The organism is Agrobacterium vitis (genome assembly GCF_014926405.1).
Taxonomy (GTDB): Bacteria; Pseudomonadota; Alphaproteobacteria; order Rhizobiales; family Rhizobiaceae; genus Allorhizobium; species Allorhizobium vitis_H.
In genome coordinates, this window is record NZ_JACXXJ020000005.1 from 1,227,899 (window position 1) to 1,250,148 (window position 22,250).

General features: G+C 56.8%; 24 protein-coding genes. 14 read left to right on the top strand and 10 right to left on the bottom strand.

The annotated features are described in order from the left end of the window. Positions 1-13 precede the first annotated feature (13 nt). Positions 14-739, bottom strand: a complete 726-nt coding sequence (locus IEI95_RS16855; protein ID WP_194416798.1) for a glycerophosphodiester phosphodiesterase — start codon at positions 737-739, stop codon at positions 14-16. Beyond that, positions 736-1,206 carry a RidA family protein gene (locus IEI95_RS16860; RefSeq protein WP_071205225.1) on the bottom strand — a complete coding sequence of 157 codons (471 nt, stop codon included), beginning with the start codon at positions 1,204-1,206 and terminating at the stop codon, positions 736-738. The genes IEI95_RS16855 and IEI95_RS16860 overlap by 4 nt, the downstream gene beginning before the upstream one ends. A gap of 124 nt (positions 1,207-1,330) precedes the next feature. On the opposite strand from IEI95_RS16860, the gene IEI95_RS16865 reads away from it, so the two are divergent. The 14 genes from IEI95_RS16865 to lpxB all read left to right on the top strand — a co-directional run bounded on the left by IEI95_RS16865 (position 1,331) and on the right by lpxB (position 15,902). Further along, positions 1,331-2,149 carry a cell envelope integrity EipB family protein gene (locus IEI95_RS16865; protein WP_156538101.1) on the top strand — a complete coding sequence of 273 codons (819 nt, stop codon included), beginning with the start codon at positions 1,331-1,333 and terminating at the stop codon, positions 2,147-2,149. A 289-nt stretch (positions 2,150-2,438) separates the two neighbouring features. Next, positions 2,439-3,206: a 30S ribosomal protein S2 gene (gene rpsB / locus IEI95_RS16870; RefSeq protein ID WP_041696674.1), complete on the top strand. Its 768-nt coding sequence runs from the start codon at positions 2,439-2,441 to the stop codon at positions 3,204-3,206. A 291-nt stretch (positions 3,207-3,497) separates the two neighbouring features. Then, positions 3,498-4,424, top strand: coding sequence for a translation elongation factor Ts (gene tsf, locus IEI95_RS16875; protein ID WP_156553414.1), 927 nt, complete (start codon positions 3,498-3,500; stop codon positions 4,422-4,424). 217 nt (positions 4,425-4,641) lie between these two features. Next, positions 4,642-5,364, top strand: coding sequence for a UMP kinase (gene pyrH, locus IEI95_RS16880; protein ID WP_015916230.1), 723 nt, complete (start codon positions 4,642-4,644; stop codon positions 5,362-5,364). 87 nt (positions 5,365-5,451) lie between these two features. Further along, positions 5,452-6,012, top strand: a complete 561-nt coding sequence (frr, locus tag IEI95_RS16885) for a ribosome recycling factor (RefSeq protein ID WP_015916229.1) — start codon at positions 5,452-5,454, stop codon at positions 6,010-6,012. Positions 6,013-6,056: 44 nt separating this feature from the next. After that, positions 6,057-6,803: an isoprenyl transferase gene (locus IEI95_RS16890; RefSeq protein WP_015916228.1), complete on the top strand. Its 747-nt coding sequence runs from the start codon at positions 6,057-6,059 to the stop codon at positions 6,801-6,803. A gap of 6 nt (positions 6,804-6,809) precedes the next feature. Continuing rightward, entirely contained in the window at positions 6,810-7,652 is an 843-nt protein-coding gene (locus tag IEI95_RS16895; RefSeq protein WP_194416799.1) for a phosphatidate cytidylyltransferase, read from the top strand. A gap of 110 nt (positions 7,653-7,762) precedes the next feature. Then, positions 7,763-8,884, top strand: a complete 1,122-nt coding sequence (gene rseP / locus IEI95_RS16900) for an RIP metalloprotease RseP (RefSeq protein ID WP_156536130.1) — start codon at positions 7,763-7,765, stop codon at positions 8,882-8,884. A gap of 194 nt (positions 8,885-9,078) precedes the next feature. Further along, positions 9,079-11,415: an outer membrane protein assembly factor BamA gene (gene bamA, locus IEI95_RS16905; RefSeq protein ID WP_156536131.1), complete on the top strand. Its 2,337-nt coding sequence runs from the start codon at positions 9,079-9,081 to the stop codon at positions 11,413-11,415. Positions 11,416-11,466: 51 nt separating this feature from the next. Continuing rightward, positions 11,467-12,531: a UDP-3-O-(3-hydroxymyristoyl)glucosamine N-acyltransferase gene (gene lpxD / locus IEI95_RS16910; RefSeq protein WP_156536132.1), complete on the top strand. Its 1,065-nt coding sequence runs from the start codon at positions 11,467-11,469 to the stop codon at positions 12,529-12,531. Then, positions 12,528-12,992 carry a 3-hydroxyacyl-ACP dehydratase FabZ gene (gene fabZ, locus IEI95_RS16915; RefSeq protein WP_015916223.1) on the top strand — a complete coding sequence of 155 codons (465 nt, stop codon included), beginning with the start codon at positions 12,528-12,530 and terminating at the stop codon, positions 12,990-12,992. The genes lpxD and fabZ overlap by 4 nt, the downstream gene beginning before the upstream one ends. Further along, the gene (gene lpxA / locus IEI95_RS16920) at positions 12,989-13,804 is read left to right on the top strand and encodes an acyl-ACP--UDP-N-acetylglucosamine O-acyltransferase (protein ID WP_071205230.1); all 816 of its coding nucleotides are present in this window, start codon (positions 12,989-12,991) and stop codon (positions 13,802-13,804) included. The genes fabZ and lpxA overlap by 4 nt, the downstream gene beginning before the upstream one ends. Positions 13,805-13,807: 3 nt before the next feature. Beyond that, positions 13,808-14,680 (top strand): LpxI family protein, encoded by an 873-nt coding sequence (gene lpxI / locus IEI95_RS16925; protein WP_156536134.1) that lies wholly within the window; start codon positions 13,808-13,810, stop codon positions 14,678-14,680. Between the two features lie 46 nt (positions 14,681-14,726). Next, the gene (gene lpxB / locus IEI95_RS16930) at positions 14,727-15,902 is read left to right on the top strand and encodes a lipid-A-disaccharide synthase (RefSeq protein ID WP_156538098.1); all 1,176 of its coding nucleotides are present in this window, start codon (positions 14,727-14,729) and stop codon (positions 15,900-15,902) included. 45 nt (positions 15,903-15,947) lie between these two features. Here the strand turns inward: lpxB and fghA are convergent, their stop codons facing one another. The 8 genes from fghA to IEI95_RS16970 form a co-directional block, all read right to left on the bottom strand. Continuing rightward, the gene (gene fghA / locus IEI95_RS16935; RefSeq protein ID WP_194416800.1) at positions 15,948-16,793 is read right to left on the bottom strand and encodes an S-formylglutathione hydrolase; all 846 of its coding nucleotides are present in this window, start codon (positions 16,791-16,793) and stop codon (positions 15,948-15,950) included. A 19-nt stretch (positions 16,794-16,812) separates the two neighbouring features. Next, a complete protein-coding gene (locus tag IEI95_RS16940) occupies positions 16,813-17,484 on the bottom strand; it encodes a DUF1345 domain-containing protein (RefSeq protein WP_015916218.1) in 672 nt (223 codons plus the stop codon). After that, positions 17,481-17,945: a YaiI/YqxD family protein gene (locus IEI95_RS16945; protein ID WP_156536137.1), complete on the bottom strand. Its 465-nt coding sequence runs from the start codon at positions 17,943-17,945 to the stop codon at positions 17,481-17,483. Before IEI95_RS16945 ends, IEI95_RS16940 begins: the two co-directional genes overlap by 4 nt. 5 nt (positions 17,946-17,950) lie before the next feature. Further along, positions 17,951-18,424: a GNAT family N-acetyltransferase gene (locus IEI95_RS16950; protein WP_194416801.1), complete on the bottom strand. Its 474-nt coding sequence runs from the start codon at positions 18,422-18,424 to the stop codon at positions 17,951-17,953. Further along, entirely contained in the window at positions 18,424-19,551 is a 1,128-nt protein-coding gene (locus IEI95_RS16955) for an S-(hydroxymethyl)glutathione dehydrogenase/class III alcohol dehydrogenase (RefSeq protein WP_015916215.1), read from the bottom strand. The genes IEI95_RS16950 and IEI95_RS16955 overlap by 1 nt, the downstream gene beginning before the upstream one ends. 87 nt (positions 19,552-19,638) lie before the next feature. Further along, positions 19,639-20,118, bottom strand: coding sequence for a hypothetical protein (locus tag IEI95_RS16960; RefSeq protein WP_194416802.1), 480 nt, complete (start codon positions 20,116-20,118; stop codon positions 19,639-19,641). Between the two features lie 255 nt (positions 20,119-20,373). Then, positions 20,374-21,312: a DMT family transporter gene (locus IEI95_RS16965; RefSeq protein ID WP_156536140.1), complete on the bottom strand. Its 939-nt coding sequence runs from the start codon at positions 21,310-21,312 to the stop codon at positions 20,374-20,376. Positions 21,313-21,405: 93 nt separating this feature from the next. Continuing rightward, the gene (locus IEI95_RS16970) at positions 21,406-22,047 is read right to left on the bottom strand and encodes an RBBP9/YdeN family alpha/beta hydrolase (RefSeq protein WP_194416803.1); all 642 of its coding nucleotides are present in this window, start codon (positions 22,045-22,047) and stop codon (positions 21,406-21,408) included. Positions 22,048-22,250: the final 203 nt, after the last annotated feature.

A 22,250-nucleotide genomic window follows, 5' to 3' on the forward strand; every position in this document is an offset into this window, starting at 1 on the left:
CTCCACTATAAGGTTATGATGCCGCGGTCTCGCGCGGGTCAAAGCCTTCAAACGTCATTTGATCGGCATAAGTATAGGTGTGGGCGCGCATGATTTCATCCCGCACCGTCCAGGTGATCACTGGAATGTTTTTCTGCCGCTGCGCGTCGATGAAGCTGTTGGGCAGATGGGCGACGCAATAGGAGATGAAATCCAGACCGAGCTGCATGGCCTCGTCATGGGCAAAGAAGTTTTCCGGCTTGGCACCCTCGGCGGTCAGTCCGACCGGGTAGGGGCAATCATTGGCCTTCAACTCTTTCAAAAGATGATGGTCGAAGCTCATCAGCGCGACTTTGCCCTGGTAGCCGGTGAGGATCTCCAGCACATCTTCGACAAAGCCCTCGTCGTCGCCGAGCCGGCCTTTCAGCTCGATGATCAACGGCACCTGGCCCTTGACCAGATCAAGCAATTGGCGAAGCGTCGGCACCTTGTCGGCTGTACCGCCAATCGACATCATTTTCAGTTCCGCCGAGGTACGGGCGCGCACGTCGCCGGTCATGTTGCACAGGCGCTGCATATCGTCGTCGTGAAACACCACCGGTACGCTGTCCGTGGTATATTGCAGGTCGCATTCGATGGCGAAACCGGCCTCTATGGCGCGGGCGGCGGCCGACAGCGTGTTTTCCCAGACCAGTTTGTTCTGGTCGTGAAAGCCGCGATGGGCAACCGGCGTGTCCTTGATCCAGCTTGCATCCGTCACAGGCGGATCTCCAGGATGGCATCGATTTCCACGGCGGCATTCAGGGGCAGGGCGGCCATGCCAACGGCAGCGCGGGCATGTTTGCCCGCCTCACCCAGCACCGAGGCAATCAGGTTGGAAGCGCCGTTGATCACCAGATGCTGATCGGTAAAGCCGGGGCCTGAGGCCACGAAGCCGTTGAGCTTGATGACACGGGCAATGCGGGAAAGGTCGCCGTCCAGTGCCGATTTTGCCTGAGCCAGAATATTGATGGCGCACAGCTCTGCGGCGCGCTGGGCCGAAGCCAGGTCCACATCGCTGCCGACCAGGCCGCTCACGGCAATTTTGCCGGCTTCCATCGGCAATTGGCCAGAGAGATAAAGCAGGTTGCCGCTGATGACATAGGGTACATAATTGGCAGCAGGTGCTGCGGCCTGGGGCAGGGTAATGCCAAGGGCGGCAAGGCGGCTGTCGATAGTGTCGGACATGATCAAATCCCGGCTAGCATGAAAACGGAAACGTGGTGATAAACTCAGGCAAGTTGCGTAAGCGCCTCGCTTTTGACAACTCAGTTCTTATAGCATCAAGCCAGACCGCAACAGGAGAATATGCATGCCGCAGTTGACCTTGGCCCTTGTTATGGCATTGACGGCAAACACCGCGGTGACATCCGTGAAGGTCGATCCGCAGGCTGTAGGCGATCTTGCGCCACATCGCGCCACCTATGATATCCAGCTGAAAAAGGCGACAGACCAGTCCGGCGTCGATAATATGAGCGGCCGGATGGTCTATGAGTTCAATGGCTCGGCTTGCGATGGCTATTCCACCAGCTTCCGATTCGTCACCAAAATCGAGACTGGCGATCAGGTCAGCGTGACGGACCAGCAGGTTCGGACTTTTGAGGACATGGCAGCCAGACGATTCGATTTCGAGTCGAAAAGTTTTACCGACGACAAGCTGGACAAGGATGTCAAAGGAGCGGCTGCGGCGAAAACAGACGGTCTTAGTATCGAGTTGAAGGAACCGCAGAAAAAGGAGCTGGAACTGGCCTCTGCTCGTTTTCCGGCTCAACATATGATCGATATGATCGATAAGGCCAGGAAGGGCAATCGCTTCTTCGAGGCTCGTGTGTTTGATGGCACGGAAGACGGCGACAAAAGCTATTTGACCACGACGGTGCTGGGGACATCGAAAAAGCTGACGGGCGATACCAAGGACCCCCTGTCGGGCCGCACCTATTGGCCGGTCGCCATCGCCTATTATGAGGACAAGTCGGATGGCGATCAATTGCCGGTCTATACCCAGTCCTTCGACCTCTATGACAATGGGGTGACGCGGGATCTGACGCTGGATTACGGTGATGTTGTCCTGACAGGCAAGCTTTCCAAGTTGGAATTGCTGCCACCGACGGCCTGCAAGGCGCAAAAGTAGCAATTGCAGGCTTTTTCTTGGCCCTACAGCGAACCATTGTGCGCCATATATAGCGCACAATGGTTCGCTGTGGCTCTATATGTGTTGCATAATTTTCTCTTTAAACCGATTCCGGTCTAAAGAATTATGCAATAGTCTTGCCTTGGCCGTCAAATCGTTCTATGCGACCGGCATTCCACACGTGAAGCTTGGGATAGGCCGGGAGACATCCGGTCCGTTCCGCCCGGTGGCGTTTTGAAAAAGACGCTGTTTGCTTCACGGGGGTTCAACCGGAAAAGGAGAAAAAGGCATGGCATTGCCTGATTTTAGCATGCGTCAGCTTCTGGAAGCTGGCGTTCACTTCGGCCACCAGACACATCGCTGGAACCCGAAGATGAAGCCGTATATCTTCGGCGACCGTAACAACATCCACATCATCGATCTGGCTCAGACCGTACCGATGCTGTCGCGCGCCCTGCAGGTCGTATCTGACACGGTTGCCCGTGGCGGTCGCGTTCTGTTCGTCGGTACCAAGCGTCAGGCGTCTGACCTGATTGCCGATGCTGCCAAGCGTTCGGCCCAGTATTATGTCAATTCCCGCTGGCTCGGCGGCATGATGACCAACTGGAAGACCATTTCCAATTCGATCCAGCGCCTGCGCAAGCTCGACGAAATCCTGAATTCGGAAGCCCAGGGCTTTACGAAGAAGGAACGTCTGAACCTTGAGCGCGAGCGCGAAAAGCTTGACAAGGCTCTCGGCGGTATCCGCGACATGGGCGGCACCCCGGACCTGATGGTGATCGTTGACACCAACAAGGAAAAGATCGCTATCGATGAAGCCAAGCGCCTGGGCATTCCGGTCGTTGCCATCATCGACTCGAACTGCGATCCGGACCTGATCGATTACCCGATCCCCGGCAATGACGATGCTTCGCGCGCCATCGCTCTTTACTGCGACCTGATCTCGCGCGCTGCCATCGACGGCATTGCCCGTCAGCAGGGCTCGTCTGGCCGCGATATCGGCGCTTCGGTTGAAGCTCCAATCGAGCCTGCTCTGGAAGGCTCCGCCGAGGCTTGATGCCTTGACCGGATGAGGGGGGTGTGACCCGCCCTTTGTAAAGGCCAGCCTTTTTTAGAGGCCAGCCTTTTCTACAGGATTGATGGGCCGCCCGTCAGCGTCAGGCTGTGCGGCGGCCCGCTCCTTTGAATAGGGTCTTATCCCCGGGCGCCATCTTATGGTTCCCCGTGCGTGTGATGACACTGATTTCATCACGCTGTAACATTTCCGGGTACAAGTCGTGCCCAATCCGGGCGCCGGTTGCAGGTTTCTGTCCTGCCGCCCGCCCCTGAACAGACAAAGAGGCAAACAATGACCGAGATCACTGCTGCAATGGTGAAGGAACTGCGCGAAAAGTCCGGCGCAGGCATGATGGATTGCAAAAAGGCGCTGGCTGAAAATGGCGGCGACATGGAAGCATCCATCGACTGGCTGCGCGCCAAGGGCATTGCCAAGGCCGACAAGAAGTCCGGTCGCACCGCAGCCGAAGGCCTGATCGGTATTGCCAGCGCTGGCACAACCGCCGTGGTCGTCGAAGTCAATTCCGAAACCGACTTCGTTGCCCGCAACGATGCCTTCCAGGATATGGTTCGCGGCATCTCCAACGTCGCTCTCTCCACCGACGGCACGGTTGATTCCATCAATGCCGCGACTTATGCCGCGACCGGCAAGTCGGTTTCCGACTCGATCAAGGACGCGATTGCGACCATTGGCGAGAACATGGCTCTGCGCCGCGCCACCCAGCTGAAGGTTGAGGACGGCGTTGTCGCCACTTACGTCCACAATGCTGTTGCTGACGGTCTCGGCAAGCTCGGCGTGCTGGTTGCCCTGAAGTCCACCGGCAACAAGGAAGCGCTCAACACGATCGGTCGCCAGATCGCCATGCATGTTGCTGCCACCAACCCGCTGGCTGTGCGCGCCGAGGAAGTGGATGCTGCCGTTGCCGAGCGCGAGCGCAATGTGTTCATCGAGCAGTCGCGCGAATCGGGCAAGCCGGAGAATATCATCGAAAAGATGGTTGAAGGCCGGATGCGCAAGTTCTTCGAAGACGTGGCCCTGCTGTCGCAGGCTTTCGTTATCAATCCTGACCTGACCGTTGCCGCCGCCCTCAAGGAAGCCGAAAAGGACGTTGGCGCGCCAATCGAGATCACCGGCATCGCCCGCCTGCTGCTGGGTGAAGGCATTGAGAAGGAAGAGAGCGATTTCGCCGCCGAAGTGGCTGCTGTCGCCAAGGGCTGATCGGTCTTTACCGTAAAACATTCCAATCATGGGAAAAGTCAGGGCATCGCGTGACAACGCGGTGCCCTTCGTGTATCCGGCATTGCTGGCGCCCGCGCTTCTTGTTCGCTGCGGCACATTTCGTGACGTTTTTCACCATTGCGGCCTCTGTTTCATCATCCGCCGGTATCAAGCCGGGATGTTTCATCAGGCGGCAGGTTCAATTCAAGGAGAGACCATGACCTCCAAGCCCATCTATCAACGAGTTCTCCTCAAAGCCTCCGGTGAAGCCCTGATGGGCAGCCAGGGCTTCGGCATTGATGTCGCGGTCGCCGATCGGATCGCCGGCGATATCGCAGAGGCGCGCGCCATGGGCGTCGAAGTCGGCGTCGTGGTCGGCGGCGGCAATATCTTTCGCGGCGTGGCCGTTGCCTCCAAGGGCGGTGATCGGGTAACCGGCGACCATATGGGCATGCTCGGGACGGTGATCAATGCGCTGGCGCTGGCAACCTCGCTGCGCAAGCTGGACATCGACACCGTGGTGCTTTCAGCCATTGCCATGCCGGAAATCTGTGAGAGTTTTTCGCAGCGCGTCGCGGTTCATCACCTGTCGCAAGGCAGGGTGGTGATCTTCGCTGGCGGCACCGGCAATCCATTCTTCACCACCGATTCTGCCGCTGCATTGCGGGCTGCAGAAATGGGTGCGCAGGCGATTTTCAAGGGCACCCAGGTGGATGGCATCTATTCCGCCGACCCGAAAAAGGACCCGACAGCCACCCGTTTCGACCATATTACCCATGCTGAAGTGCTCGAAAAGGGCCTTGCGGTAATGGATGTTACCGCCGTTGCCCTGGCGCGGGAAAACCGGATCCCGATCATCGTCTTCTCCATCCACGAAAAAGGTGGCTTCAGCGCCATCCTGCAAGGCGGTGGTGTGAAAACAGTCGTTAATGACGATTGACGGAGGCGAATGGCAGCCGGGACCGATTGACAGACGGATCGTTTCACGTTTTCAAGGCGTCACTGAAGAATTGTCGGAGACTGTAAGATGACAGCAGGTATTGATCTCAACGATATCAAGCGCCGCATGGATGGCGCGATTAACGCATTCAAGAGCGACCTCGCCTCGTTGCGCACCGGTCGCGCCTCGGCCAATATTCTCGACCCGGTCATGGTTGAAGCCTATGGTTCGCGCGTTGCGCTGAATACCGTGGCCAATATCACCGTGCCGGAACCGCGCATGCTGGGCGTCTCTATCTGGGACAAGAGCATGGTCGGTGCGGTCGACAGGGCGATCCGGGAATCCAATCTCGGCCTCAATCCGATTGTCGACGGTCAAAACCTGCGCATTCCGCTGCCGGAACTGAATGAAGAGCGCCGCAAGTCGCTGGTCAAAGTGGCGCATGGTTATGCCGAGAACTCGAAAGTCGCGATCCGCCATGTTCGCCGCGATGGCATGGACAGCCTGAAGAAGGCTGAAAAGGATGGCGAAATCGGCAAGGACGATGCGCGAAGCCTTTCGGAAAAGCTGCAAAAGATGACGGATGACACGATTTCCGATATCGATCGCTTGCTTGCCGAAAAGGAAAAGGAAATCATGCAGGTCTAGTCTGCACCTTTTGCCTTCTCTGCGACGCCAATGCAGGACCTGATATGACGACTTTGGATATTTCCGCCGTTCCCGAGCACGTTGCCATCATTATGGATGGCAACGGACGCTGGGCCAATCAGCGCGGCATGCCGCGCGCTTATGGCCATCGGCAGGGAATGGAAGCCTTGCAGACAGTGGTTCGCACGGCAGGCGAAGTCGGCGTGCGCTATCTGACCCTGTTTGCGTTTTCATCGGAAAACTGGCGCAGGCCAGAAACCGAGATCACAGACCTGTTCGGTTTGCTTAAAACCTTCGTGCGACGCGACCTTGCCGAGCTTCGTGCCAATAACGTACGTGTACGGATCATCGGTGAGCGCAGCACGCTGAAGAGCGATATTCTCAAGCTGCTGATCGAAGCAGAGGAGACCACCCGCACCAATACCGGCATGACTATGGTGATTGCCTTCAATTATGGTGCGCGCGATGAGATGACCAGGGCAGTTTCAGCCCTGGTGCGCGATGTGCAGGCAGGACTTTTACCTGCCAGCGCCATTACACAGGAGGCGATTTCCGCCAGATTGGATACGGCGGGAATACCTGATCCGGATCTGATCATCCGCACCAGCGGCGAGGAACGCCTGTCGAATTTCCTGCTCTGGCAGGCCGCCTATTCCGAATTGATCTTCGTGCCGGAATATTGGCCCGATTTTAGCCGCGAGAGCTTTCTGGCGACCTTGGAACTCTATGCCTCCCGCAGTCGGCGATTCGGCGGTCTGGCACCAGCCGCCGCCGTTGTTGCCGGATCGTAGCCAGCCATGACCAGAGAACTCAGGCTCCGTATCTTGTCCTCCATCGTCATGGTCGCGGTGGTACTCGCCGCCACCTGGACCGGTGGCCTGCCTTTCCGGGGGCTCGCCGCTGTGATCGGCCTCGCCGTGTTCTGGGAATGGTCGACGATGACCCGGCTCGACGAAGTCAGTATCCGTGGCCTTGCCATTGGCTGGCTTTCGGTTGCTGTCATTGCCGGCAATGTTGTGGCGGGCGATACCTCTTTGAGCCTACCCTTGCTGTCCGGCTTCACTTTGACGCTTGTTTTTCTTACATTTTTGCGTCGCTGGTCCTGGTGGCTTGCCGGTGGCGTATTTTATGCCGGAGCTTGTGTTGTGACTTTGGCGGCCATTCGCGATGACGATGCCATCGGCTTTGTCGCCATGCTTTTTGTCTTCGTCATTGTCTGGAGCACGGATATTTTCGCCTATTTCGTTGGACGCACGCTCGGTGGCCCGAAGCTGGCGCCCCGCATATCGCCGGGCAAGACCTGGTCCGGTGCCATCGGTGGAACCGTGGCGGCCGTCATCGGCGGGTACGCGGTGACGGCATCCTATTTCACGGTCTATGGCTGGTGGATACCTGCGTTGGCGCTGGTCTTGTCCATTTGTAGCCAAATGGGAGACCTGTTCGAATCCTTCGTCAAGCGGCGCTGCGGAGCCAAGGATTCCAGTCATCTGATTCCCGGCCACGGCGGGGTGATGGATAGGGTCGACGGACTGGCGACCGCAAGCTTCGCGGCATTTATGATTGCTATGGCTGTTGCTGCGATCAACAACGGAGTGACCGATTCGGTTGGCGGACTGTTGTTCGATTTCGCCGGTCACTGACATTCGTTTGACGGTCGGTCGGTTTCTGCCATCGCCGGTGGTGATGTGTATGCTTTACGGCGGTGCCAATCTGGCGCATAGGTAAAGCGAGTATATGAGAAGGGCGTCCTATGGCTGTTATCGGTTTCCTGACGGGTTATATCATTCCCTTCGTTCTGGTCCTGTCGCTGATCGTTTTCGTGCATGAAATGGGCCATTATCTGGTTGGGCGCTGGTCGGGTATCAGGATTCTCGCATTCTCTCTGGGGTTCGGCCCGGAGCTGATTGGCTTCAATGACCGCCACGGCACGCGCTGGAAACTGAGCGCCATTCCCTTGGGGGGCTATGTGCGCTTCTTCGGTGATGCCGATGCGTCCAGCAAGACCGATACCGCGGAGTTTGAGGCGCTGAGCCCTGAGGACCGCGCCCGCACGCTGAATGGTGCAAAATTGTGGAAAAGGGCAGCCACTGTTGCCGCCGGGCCAATTGCAAATTTCCTGCTGGCAATTTTAATTTTCTCGGTAACATTCAGCCTTTATGGAAAACCCGTTTCCGATCCTGTCGTGGCAGAGGTCAAGCCTGCGAGTGCGGCGGCTGAAGCCGGTGTGCAGCCCGGAGACATTCTGGTGGCGCTCGATGGCAGCAGCGTCAAGACCTTCGACGATGTGGTCCGCTATGTGAGCGTTCGCCCGCTTGTGCCAATCGTCGTCACGGTCAAGCGTGGTGAGTCCCAGATGGACCTATCGATGACGCCGCGCCGGACCGAAACCACCGACCGTTTCGGCAATAAGATGGAAGTCGGCCAGATTGGCATCATGACGACGGCAGCCAGCGGCAATTTTCGTGTGGAAAAACTGGGGCTTATCGAATCGGTTAGCGCCGGGATCGATCAGACCTGGAATATCGTGACGGGTACTTATGATTATCTGGCAAACCTGTTTGCTGGCCGAATGAATGCCGATCAGCTGGGGGGACCTATCAGGGTAGCGCAGGCATCTGGTCAGGTTGCGACACTTGGTGTTGTAGCTTTGCTGCAATTGGCGGCAGTTTTGTCGGTTTCCATTGGGTTACTGAACCTTATGCCGGTTCCGGTGCTTGATGGCGGCCATTTAATCCTCTATGCGCTAGAAGCAGTACGAGGAAAACCAGTGAGTGCCGGTGCGCAGGAAATCGCGTTCAAGGTGGGAATGGTCATGATTCTGTCGCTGATGGTGTTCGCTACATGGAACGACATCAGCAGGTTGATTGGCTGAGTGGTTCTTGCATTGATGATAAGGATTTGTTTACGATGTTTCAACTTGGTAGTGGCGAATACGCCACGTGTTGAAACGAAGTAAATGGAAATTAACCACTGGTCTTGCTTGTAGAGCAAAAGCGGTTAAAACCACCAACGGACCGGAGTCGGTTTAAAGACCGAGGGACAACGGAAAAAAGGTTAGAAGTTCACATGAAGGCTGGTTCAAAATTTTTGAACGCGGTGTCAGCGATTGCGCTGTCTGCTGGTGTAGTTTCGTTAAGTGCAGGCCTCGCCGTTGTGGCATCTGCCTCTGTTGCCAATGCGGCCTTGATCCAGCGGATCGATGTGCGTGGTGCGACGCGTGTCGGGACGGAGGCTGTTCGTTCCAACTTGACGATCCAGCCTGGAAAAGCCTTTTCCAATTCCGACATCGACGACTCGGTAAAGCGTCTTTACGCAACGGGTTATTTTTCCGATGTGAAGATTTCGGTTTCCGGCAGCGCCCTGGTGGTTACGGTCAACGAGAACCAGTTGGTCAACCAGGTCGTGTTCAACGGCAACCGCAAGATCAAAGATGACAAGCTGACGACTGTTGTTCAGACGCAGCCGCTTGGTCCTTATAGCCAGGAACTCATCCAGGCCGATATCACCCGCATCAAGCAGGCCTATGCCGCCATTGGCCGCAGTGAAGTTGAAGTGACGACGCAGACCGCGCCGGTTGGCCCTGGTCGCGTCAATCTCGCTTTCGTCATCAATGAAGGTGATCGCACGAAAATCGGTGCCATCAACTTCGTCGGTAATCACGCCTATGGCGATAGCCGTCTTGCGGCTGTTATCAGTACCAAGAAGTCCAATCCTTTGTCGTTCCTGACCCGTAAGGATGTCTATAACGACGACAAGTTGAAGGCTGACGAGGAAGCTCTGCGTCAGTTCTATTACAATCATGGCTATGCCGATTTCCGGATCACGTCTTCGGATGCATCGCTGAACGAGCAGACCAACGAATACACCGTCAACATCACGGTTGATGAAGGTCAGCGTTACAAGTTCTCCGATATTAATGTCGAAAGCTCTGTTGAAGGCGTGGACCCGACTGAGTTGAAGGGTCTGGTGACGACGTCGCCGGGCGGCGTTTACAGCGCCCGCGAAATCCAGAAGTCGATGGAAGCGATCCAGCAGCGCGTCTCTGCCAAGGGTTATCCCTTTGCCCGCGTCGTTCCGCGCGGCAACCGCGATATGGGCAATGGCACGATCGGTGTCACATATATGGTTGACCAGGGCGAGCGCGCCTATGTCGAGCGTATCGAAGTCAAGGGCAATACAAGGACACGCGATTACGTTATTCGTCGCGAATTCGACATCAGCGAAGGCGATGCTTTCAACCAGGAAGTCATTACCCGCGCCAAGCGTCGTCTTGAAGCTTTGGGCTACTTCAGCTCGGTCAATATCACGACGGCTCAGGGCAGTGCTCCGGACCGCGTCATCATTGTCGTTAATGTCGAAGATCAGTCGACTGGCTCCTTCGGTATTGGCGCTGGCTACTCCGTTGGTGGCGATGGCCTGATCCTGGAAGCTTCGGTGGAAGAAAAGAACTTCCTCGGTCGCGGTCAGTATATCCGTATTGCGGCTGGTGCCGGTACGGATGACAGCCAGACCTACAATCTGTCATTCACCGAGCCCTACTTCCTCGGCTATCGCCTTGCTGTTGGTTTCGACCTGTTCAAGAGCAGCACGAGCAGCAACGATTATTACGATTACAACGAACAGGGTGGCACCCTGCGCGTCACGGCGCCGATTACTGAAGATCTGGCAACGACGTTCCGCTACACCTACAAGCAGATCAAGTACAAGGGCGTCGACGACTGGACGACGTCCCTGTCGCAGCCTTATCAGGATCTGATCAACGGCAGCCCATGGGTCGTGTCTTCGGTTTCGCAGACTTTGACCTACAATACGCTGGATGATAAAAATCTGCCGCATGAAGGCATCTATGCGACATTCACCCACGAGTTTGCGGGTCTCGGTGGCGATTCCGAGTACTACAAGCTCTATGGTAAGGCCCGTATCTTCAAGAGCCTGTCGGATGAGCAGGATATTATCGGATCGCTGTCTTTCGGCGCCGGTCATGTCATGGCTACAGGTGATAACCTGAACGTCTTCGACCAGTTCCAGATCGGCGGCAAGGAAATCCGCGGCTTTGAGAACAACGGTATTGGTGTTCGCATGCCGAACCGCAACGACGACTCCTTGGGTGGTACCACCTATTTCACCGCCTCTGCTGAAGCGAGCATGCCCATTCCGGGCGTGCCACAGGATGCAGGCTTCCGTATCGCTGTCTTCTCGGATGCCGGTACGCTTTACGGTAATGAAGTGAAGAACAGTGCTGGAGCACAGGGCACAGACATGGCATGGCGTGCATCTGTTGGTGCCGGTATCGTCTGGGCATCTCCTTTCGGTCCGCTGCGCTTCGATTACGCACAGCCTATCCTCAAGGAAGATTACGACAAGGTGCAGCAGTTCCGATTCTCCATTGCGAACCAGTTCTGATTTCTATAGTCCGAACCTCAGACAAACTCACTCGTCTGGGACATTGGTGTGATGGAGCATGAAACTTTTTATCCGCCCCACGCGGGCGTCAGTTTGAAAGAACTGGCGGACCGTCTTGGGGCGGAACTGTTACAGGATGAGGCGGGTGACCGCGTCATTCGTTCGGTGGCGCCTGTCTATCGGGCAAAGCAGAGCGATATTTGCTATATCCTGTCGAGGCGCAACAAAGCCGAACTCGAAACCTGTGAGGCCGGGGCCATCCTTTGCGATGCTGCGCTGCGTTCGCTGATCCCGGAGCATATTCCGGTTCTGCTGATCAAAAACCCGCATGCGGCTTTTGCTATCGCAGGGCAGTTCCTGCATCCAGATGGCAAACAGCCTTTGCCTGTTGCCCGGCCAGGCGCTGTCGACATTTCTCCTGCGGCCTTTGTCGATCCGAGTGCCCGTCTTGAAGATGGGGTTGTGGTCGAGCCGATGGCGGTGATTGGTGCGGATGTGGAAATCGGCGCTGGCAGTCTGATCGGCGCGGGCTCAGTGATTGGCCGTGGTGTCAAGATCGGCCGCGATTGTTCGATTGCCGCAGGCACCAGTATTATTGCTAGCTATATCGGCAATGGCGTTATCATCCATAACGGGGCGCGCATTGGCCAGGACGGATTTGGTTACGCACCAAGCCCACGCGGCATGGTGAAAATCGTGCAGATCGGACGGGTGATTATCCAGGACAATGTGGAAATCGGCGCCAATACGACGATTGACCGCGGCACGATGGATGACACGGTGATCGGCGAAGGAACCAAGATCGACAATCAGGTCCAGATCGCTCACAACGTGCGCATCGGTCGCCATTGCGGCATCGTAGCCCAGGTCGGCATTGCCGGCAGCACGGTGATTGGCGATGGCGTATTGATTGGTGGTGGCTCTGGCGTTAACGGCCATATCAAGATAGGTGACGGTGTTCAAATTGCCGCGATGAGCGGTGTTATTGGCGATCTTCCGCCGGGCGAGAAATTCGGTGGTATTCCGGCACGTCCGCTTGGGGATTTTCTCAGGGATTGCGCCCAGATCATGGGACGGTCTGAAGGCAAGTCGAAGGTTGGAAAGGGGCAGAAATGACCGTTGAGCAGAAAGAGTTGGGACGTGCGGATATTCTGGAGATCATGAAGCTCCTGCCGCATCGCTATCCCTTCCTGCTGGTGGATCGCATCATCGACATCGATGGCGACAATGCAGCTATCGGTATCAAGAACGTAACTGCAAACGAACCGCAGTTTACCGGACATTTTCCCGAGCAGCCGATCATGCCGGGGGTGTTGCTGATTGAAGGCATGGCGCAGACGGCAGGGGCGATCTGTGCCCGCAAAGCCGGGACGGCTGGCGACCTCGTTTATTTCATGACGATCGACAATGCCAGGTTCCGCAAGCCTGTCGTGCCTGGCGATCGTGTGGAGTTCCACGTTACCAAGCAGAAACAGCGCGGTAATGTGTGGAAGTTCCACTGCGATGCCAAGGTAGATGGCGCGCTTGTCGCAGAAGCCGATATCGGGGCAATGATCGTCAATAAGGAAGCGCAATGACCGTTATTCCAGCCAGTGCCCGCATTCATCCCTCCAGTGTCATCGAAGATGGCGCGGTGATCGGGGAAAATGTGACGATAGGACCGTTCTGCCATGTCGGTCCCAAGGTCGTGTTGGGCGACGGTGCTGAGTTTTTGTCGCATGTGGTGCTCACGGGAAAAACCGTCGTCGGCAAGAATAGCCGAATATTTCCCAATGCGGTTATCGGTGGCGAGCCACAGAGCATCCATCATTCCGGCGAAGAGACAACCTTGACAATCGGCGACAATTGCACGATGCGTGAAGGCGTAACGATCAATTGCGGCACGGTAGAAGGTGGCGGACACACGGTGGTCGGCAGTAACAATCTGTTTCTGGCCAATTCGCATGTGGCGCATGATTGTCAGCTCGGCAATCATATCATTCTATCCAACAACGTGATGTTGGCTGGCCATGTCAAAATCGGTGACCGGGCCATTCTCGGCGGCGGTTCCGCCGTTCACCAGTTCACCCGTATCGGACGACAGGCGTTTATCGGTGGGCTGTCGGCTTGCAGCTACGATGTCATTCCCTATGGTATGTTGAACGGCAATCCAGGCCTGCTGGGTGGATTGAATGTGGTAGGCATGACCCGGGCCGGGGTGGAACGCGCTACCATTCACCGCGTCCGCAAGGCCTATAAGGCATTGTTCGATGAAGAAGGTGCCATTCGTGAAAAGGCTGCGGCCATTCGCGAAGAGTTTGCCGATTGCGCCGAGGTGATTGAAATCCTGGATTTCATTGTTGCCGAAAGCGACCGGGCGCTCTCGTCGCCATTCCGCGGCAAGAGCTGAGGGATGAGCGGCCCGCAGGGGCGTCTCGCCATCATTGCCGGCAGCGGCATGCTGCCGGTCTATGTCGCCGAAGCGGCGCGGGCGGCGGGTGAAGATCCCTTCATCCTGCCGCTGAAAAACGAGGCGGACCAACGCTGGGACGGTTTCCAGTCTGCCGTGATCGGGGTCGGCGATATGGCGGGCCTGTCGAGCCTGATAAAGCGACATGGCATCAAACGGGTGGTGATGTCTGGTGGTGTTAAAAAGCGTCCGAATTTCAAAGAGATCCACGTTAATCTTCGTTTTTTGGTGAAGCTGCCTTTCGCGGTCAAAACCCTGCTGTCGGGTGGGGATGACGCTGTGCTGAAAATGGTCATTCAACTGATCGAGTCGCAGGGCTGCCGGGTGGTGGGCGCGCATGAGATTGCACCGCAACTGCTGGCGGAGCTTGGGCCGCTCGGTTCGTCCCGACCGACAGATGATGACAGGCGCGACATTGCCGCCGCTGCCAAGGCCGCAGATGCCTTGGGCCGGTTGGATGTCGGGCAGGGCGCTGTCAGCGTCGGCGGTCGCATCGTTGCTCTGGAAGGTGTCGAAGGCACGGACCGGATGTTGCAGCGCGTCGCCGAACTTCGGTCCGAAGGGCGAATTTCATCGCGGCGCCGTGGCGTGCTGGTCAAGCTATGCAAACCGCAGCAGGATATTCGCGCCGACCTGCCGACCATCGGGCAGTCGACCATCGAAAATGCCGCCCGCGCTGGGCTTTCCGGCATCGCGGTGCAGGCTGGGCGGGCGCTGCTTTTGCAACGCCAGGAAACCTTGAGACAGGCAGACGCAGCAGGGATTTTTGTTTCCGGTATTGAATTGGGACCTGAGGGCGAAGCCCAATTAGACTAAACATGAGGGTGAAGCCCGATTGGGTCTGCCCTGAGGGAGATGGATCATGGAAAACCGGCCCCTGAAGATCGCGGTGATCGCCGGAGAAGTGTCCGGTGACTTGCTGGGTGCTGATCTGATTTCTGCGCTGAAGCGGCGCTACGGTGGCGACATTGCTCTGGTCGGTGTTGGTGGCCCGGCGCTGGAGGCGCAGGGGCTCTCATCTTTGTTTGATTTTTCAGAATTGTCCGTAATGGGCATTACCCAGGTCCTGGCAAAGCTGCCGCGCTTTCTGAAGCTGATCGGCACGACCGCGAAGGCGCTTATCGCGGCCAAACCGGATTTGCTGCTGATTGTTGATAGTCCTGATTTCACCCATCGTGTTGCGAAAAAGGTGAGGGCGGCCTGCCCGACCATGCCGGTGGTCAACTATGTCTGCCCGAGCGTCTGGGCGTGGAAGGAATACCGGGCCAAGGCCATGCTGGCCTATGTCGATAGCGTTTTGGCCGTCCTGCCGTTCGAGCCCGCCGTGATGCAGCGTCTTGGCGGGCCGGAAACCCATTTTGTCGGGCATCGGCTGGTCACCAGCCCCGCCATGTTGGCCTGTCGGGCAGACCGGCTGCTGCGTCCGCTTCCTGCCGTAGAGGAGCCGAAAACCATCATGCTGCTGCCGGGATCACGCGGCGCGGAAATCTCGGCCTTGGCACCGGTGTTTCGCGATGCGGCCCGGATTTTCGTCGAGCGCAATGGGCCAACGCGGTTTGTGCTGCCAACTGTACCTCGGCGGGAGCGTCAGGTGCGCGAGGCTGTTGCCAATTGGGAGGAAAAGCCTGATGTGGTTATCGGGGAAGAGGCCAAGTGGCGGGCTTTTGCCGAGGCGGATGCGGCCATCGCTGCTTCAGGCACGGTATTGCTGGAGCTTTGCCTGGCTGGCGTGCCTGTCGTCTCCACCTATAAGACCGATTGGCTGATCAAGCTGCTGCATAGCCGGATCAAGACCTGGACTGGCGCCTTGCCGAGCATTATTGCCGATTATGTCGTGGTGCCGGAATATCTGAACGAGCAATTGCGCGGCGCATCGCTGGCCCGCTGGATGGAGCGACTATCCACCGAGACGCGGGAGCGTCAAGCCATGGTGGAGGGCTTCGATCTGGTCTGGCAGAAAATGCAGACGGAAATCCCCGCCGGAGAGGCGGGGGCGAAGATCGTGCTGGATGTTTTGAAGACCCGCGCAATTATATGATTATGAAGCAGATATAAAGCGCTACAGCGAACATTTGTGCGCCATTTATGGCGCACGGCGCTGTAGTCGTTCGCCATGCCAGCGCAAGTGATCGTCCATAAACGTCGAGATGAAATAATAGGAGTGGTCGTAGCGCTCATGCAGCCGCAGCGTCAGGCCGATATCGGTGTTTTTTACGGCCTCTTCCAGTAGCCAGGGCAGTAGACCTGTTTCCAGGAAACTGTCGGCCTTACCTTGGTCCACCAGGAATTCCGGGAAGCGCGCTCCATCCTCGATCAGAGCGCAGGCATCATACTGACGCCAGAGGGCACGGTCGGGGCCAAGATATTTCTCGAAGGCATCCTGCGTCCAATCGGCTTTTAGCGGGCTGACAATTGGGGCGAACGCAGAGCAACTCTTGAAGCGGTCGGGATGCTTCAGTGCGATGGTCAATGCACCATGGCCGCCCATCGAATGGCCGAAAATGCCCTGGCGGGTCATGTCGGCGCGGAACTGTTCGGCAATCAACGCGGGCAATTCCTCGGTGATGTAGCTGTACATCTGGAAATGTTCGGCCCAGGGCGTTTCGGTGGCATTCAGATACATGCCAGCGCCCTTGCCCATTTTCCAGTTGGTCAACTCATCTGGCACGTCATTCCCGCGTGGGCTGGTGTCCGGGCAGACGATGATCAGGCCGAGTTCTGCGGCCAACCGACGGTATTCGCCCTTTTCCATCACATTGGCATGGCTACAAGTCAGGCCGGACAGATACCACAGCACCGGGCGCTTTTCGGTGATGGCCTGCGGCGGTACGAAGACGGCAAAGGTCATTTCGCAACCGGTGACATCGGACTGGTGCGAAAACACGCCCTGCATGCCGCCAAAGGCGGTGTTTTGCGACAGAATATTCATGCGACAGGGCTCCTGCTGATCAATTGGCTATCGAGACGACGGCGTTGACGGCTGCCGCGACCAGGATTGTGTTGAAGAAGAACGACACGATGGAATGGGCGAGGTTCAGCCGCCGCATGGCCGTGCTGGTGATGGCGACATCAGATGTCTGGGCGGTCATGCCGATGACGAAGGCGAAATACAGGAATTCATAGCCGCCCGGCTCCGGCGTGTCGGGAAAATCCAGACCACCGGAAGGGCCGGGGTCGGGATTGCTTGTCAGATGACGCCAATAATCATGGGCATAATGCATAGCAAACATCGTATGAATGGTGAACCAGCCGCTGATAACCGACACAAACGCTAGCGACACTTCCAGCAAGCTGGGAGAACCGGCCCGGTTCAAGGCGTTGAACAAAGCGGCGACGGCAGCCACTACCGCCAGCAGGCTGACCAGCGGGATGACGATGGTCGGCGCATCGTCGCGTTGCGGGCTGGTTTTCAGGCGTTCAGCGGTGATGCCGGGGATGCGTTTTATCATCAAGGCGATATAGAGGACGAAAAACACGATGGCCGAGCATTCGACGGCCAAGGCGGGCTTGATCCACAGAAAGACCGGCAACGTCAAAAGTCCCAGCAGACCAGACGCATAGAACGGGCTGTGCCTATGGCGTCTCAATGCATAGAAACGAGGCTTTTTCTTCGAGGTCATAATGGGGCCGTGTCCTGACGGAGGGATTTGCAGCGGCGGCAAAGCCGATCCAGTGTTTCCAGAAACTGCGAGCGGTCGCGGGGGCTGAAGGCGCGGTTATAGCCCTTGCTTTCACCGGTCTCGCGCAAATGGGCACCGAGATCGCGCATGGCGGTGGCCATGCCGATATTGGTCTCATCGAACATCCGCCCGGTCGGCCCGGTGACCATTGCGCCTGTGGCCACACAGCGCCCGGCCAGCGGCACATCGGCGGTGATGACAATATCGCCTGGCCCGGCCCGTTCGGCGATCCAGTCGTCAGCGGCATCGAAACCATTGGAGACGATGACATTCGTCACCATCGGATCGCGAGACGGGCGCAGGCCGGAATTGGCAACGAAAGTCACTGGCATGTCGTGGCGTTCGGCCACTTTCAACACCTCGGCTTTAACCGGGCAAGCGTCAGCATCCACATAGATCATTGGCTTCAGGCCCTCCCGATCGAGACGGCACGGACCATGTCGACATGGGCAATACCGTCTTCCAGATATTCCGCCGAGACCGGAAGAAAGCCAAAAGACTGATAGAAAAGTTGCAGATGGCTTTGGGCGGAAAGTTCTATCGGACTTGAGGGAAAACGCTGTTCACAGGCCGCAATGGCTTCGCGCATCAAGGCATCGCCAAGCCGCTTGCCGCGATGGGAGGGCGAGACGACAACACGCCCGATCTTGACCTTGGACGAAGGCTCTTCCGGCGCTAAAATCCGGGCGCTTGCGATAAGGTCATCACCATCTGTCAGCCGTAGATGCAGGGCGTCGATATCCTTGCCATCAAGCTCGGGATAGGGACATTTCTGCTCGACGACAAACACATCGACGCGCATTTTCAGAAGGTTATAGAGGTCTCGTGCGGAGAATGCATCCAGTCTCCGCACGTCAACCCGATAAGGCATATTTGCCATCAATACAGAACCACGCTGCGGATGCTTGTCCCCGAATGCATCAGCTCGAAGCCCTTGTTGATGTCCTCAAGCGGCATGGTGTGGGTGATCATCGGGTCGATGAGGATCTTGCCTTCCATGTACCATTCAACAATCTTCGGCACATCGGTGCGGCCACGCGCACCGCCAAAGGCGGTCCCCATCCAGTTGCGGCCGGTTACCAGCTGAAACGGACGGGTGGAGATTTCCTGACCGGCACCCGCAACGCCGATGATGATCGATTTGCCCCAGCCGCGATGCGAGGATTCCAGTGCCTGGCGCATCACCTTGGTGTTGCCGGTGCAGTCGAATGTGTAGTCAGCACCGCCGATCAGGTCGCCATTGCGCTTCGTCAGGTTGACCAGATAGGCAACGATGTCGCCATCGACTTCGGTCGGATTGACGAAATGCGTCATGCCGAATTTCTCGCCCCAGGCCTTGCGGTCATTGTTGATATCGACGCCGATGATCATGTCGGCGCCTGCAAGCCGCAGGCCCTGAAGCACGTTGAGGCCGATGCCGCCCAGGCCAAAGACGATGGCGGTGGCGCCGATCTCGACCTTGGCGGTGTTGATCACCGCGCCGATGCCTGTCGTGACGCCGCAGCCGATATAGCAGATCTTGTCGAAAGGCGCGTCCGGGTTGACCTTGGCCAAGGCGATTTCCGGCAGGACAGTGAAATTGGCGAAGGTCGAGCAGCCCATGTAATGATGGATCTTGTCCTTGCCGATGGAAAAGCGTGAGGTGCCATCTGGCATGACGCCCTGGCCCTGGGTGGAGCGGATGGCGGTACACAGATTGGTCTTGCGCGACAAGCAGGAGTAGCATTCGCGGCATTCTGGCGTGTAAAGCGGAATGACGTGATCGCCCTTTTTCAGCGAGGTAACGCCCGGCCCGACATCGACCACGATGCCAGCCCCTTCATGGCCGAGAATGGCTGGAAACAGGCCTTCCGGATCGGCGCCGGACAAGGTGAAATCATCGGTATGGCAGATGCCTGTGGCCTTGACTTCAACAAGCACTTCGCCAGCCTTCGGGCCGTCCAGTTGCACGGTCATGATTTCAAGCGGCTTGCCTGCCTGGGTGGCAACGGCGGCGCGAACATCCATAAAGAAGTCTCCCTTGGTTTCTTGTCGGCGGAGTTTTGCACTGACTTGCGCAAAGCCTCAAGATCCGGAAGGGGTTTTTCTCAAAACTCAGCCCAGCGCAAATCGTTTTTTGCGCTGCTGAAGAGGCAAAGGCTTTTTATCTTTGTGGTCGCGGTTTGAGAAACGGCTGTGCAGCTCTCTTCCCTGTCTTTTCAATGGATGAACGCTGCTTACGACTGTCTTTTCAGTGACATCAACCAGGATCGGCGACTCGATGGGCCCATTCTGCAAGTCTGCCATCATCATGGAAATGTGTTGCAAAAGCCGCTGTTCGATTGGCGAGTTTGCCTTGCCATCGGTGGTGAGGGTGCTGATCAGCCATTGCAATTTATAGTGGTCGATGCGGTTTTCCGGCGGCCGTTTGCGCAAAATGTAGCAAGCCATGGAATCGATAAAATAGCTCTGCCATTCAGCGCATTTATCAGGACAACATCCGTTCAGCACCAGAAGCGTCAATGCATCTTCATGGGTGCAAACCCCATGCGGCAGGCCATATGTCTGGAGAAGAACCACATCATGGTGGTCCAATCTCTGTTTTCCGGCGATAACACATGCCGGAAACGAGAGACGAAATTCCCTCATAGTCGAAACCTCGTTTCATCATGAAACCGTAGATTGATCTAAATGCCAATTCTTTCTTTCGCCATAACGAACGAAGTTTACAAAAGGTTACAATGAGCTGAAACGATACGTTATATGCGCTCCGATGCAGGTAAGCCATGAAAATGTATGGGATTCGAATAGTAAAAGACCAAATATGGATTTGCTCTTTTTTGGGTGTATTTAGGTGGCAGCCAGAGCTTTTTCGGCAGAGGCGCTGCGGTGTTCGCGCCATAGAATGAATAGGCCGGAGGCGACGATGATGCCGATGCCCAGCCATTTCGACGGCGACGGAAAATCATTGAATAGCACATAGCCGAGAATGGTCGCCGCAATGATCTCGAAATATTGGAACGGCGCGAGCACCGAAAGCGGTGCCATGCGAAAAGCCTTCACCACGAGAAGGTGTATGTGACCGGAGAGAACACCCAGCAGAACCAGCAGCAGCAGACCTGTCATGCTGGTGGGAAGCGAGGCTGTGAAATCGGCACTGCCTGCGGATTGGCCGATCAACATCGCACCGCCCATGAAAATTGTACCACCGACGCCCGACATGGTCTGCATTGTCATCGGCGAATCGGCATTGCCGATGGCGCGGTTCAAAAACATATAGAGGGCAAACAGGAAGGCGCAGAGTACCGGCAGCAGCGAGGTCGCGCCGAAAATTTCCCAACTGGGCTGGATGACAATCATCGCGCCGCCAAAGCCGATCAGAATGGCAAGCCAGCGCCGCCATCCGACCTTGTCGCCCAGAAACAGCGCCGACAGCGCTGTCAGGATAAAGGGCTCGACGAAATAGATCGCGAACACATCGGCGAGCGGCATATATTTGACGGCGGCGAAAAAACACAGGCTTGCCGCGCCATGCAACGCGCCCCGTAGCAGGTTGAGAAACGGCCGATTGGCGGTAAAGGCTTTGGTGCCTTGCAAGGCGATGAGAAAGGGCAGGGTGCAGGCAAGCTGGAAGAAGAAGCGGTAAAAGGTAACCTGCCCCGGCGACATGCCTTCGATATTGGCCATGTATTTGGCGATCGCGTCCATGCCCGGCAGCACAAGCATGCAGCCCGCCATCAGGGCCATACCGCGCAACGGATTGGAAAGATTGGGGGAGACAGGCGTCATCGGAATATCCAGGTTTCCCGATGATGACCATGAGGCGAGGCGTTAATCAAGGCGCGGCTTGCAAAGACAGGTTGAAAAAAATTGTACGTATGTTCAGGCGTGTGAATGCACGTGTGGCTCAGCCAAGCTTATAGGTGCTGATCTTGTAGACTTCGGGGGCTGGATTTCTCGGCGGCCTTCAACGGCGGTTTGCAGTTGCGACAGAAAATCATAGCCTTCGCTCCACCGTCCAAACCCGCTTTGCGGGTTGATATGGCCGACGGGGCCGAGATTGACCAGCCGGCTGCCCCAGCAGGACGCGGTGCGCTGTACGGTTTCGGTATCCATATAGGGATCGTTGCTGCTGCCGATCATCAATGAGGGAAAGGGCAGGCGCTGACAGGGCATCTCGCCGAATCGGATGACATCGGGATGTTGGTTCTCGGTGGTTTTCAGGTCGCAGGGTGCAACAAGCAGCGCGCCACGGATCAGATGACGAAGCGGACTATCGGCCATTTGGGCGGTCAGAAGGCAGCCCATGCTATGGGCGACGATCCAAGCGCCTGACCTACACGAGGACAGCTGCTGTTCCAGCCGGGCTTTCCAGGCACAAAGCTCTGGATGAGCCCAATCGTCCTGCTCGACCATGATGCTGGAGGGTTGGTCTTCAACCCAATGCCGCTGCCAATGCCCGGCGGCTGAACCGTTCAGTCCCGGAACGACAAGGGTATCGATGCTACAGGTCTGGCTTGGCATGGCTGATCCTTTCCGTAACTGTCAGGACATCCGAACATGCCGATCCCGCGTCGATCATGCTCCGATATCGGTGATTATCGATCCGAATCTGGCCGAGGACGAGAAAGCGCCATCTATTCTCTGGTTTTTTAGTAGAAAATTTGACCGGATAAATGAAATTTCATTCCAGATATCCGGTCATTGCGGTGTTGCGGAAGGCTATT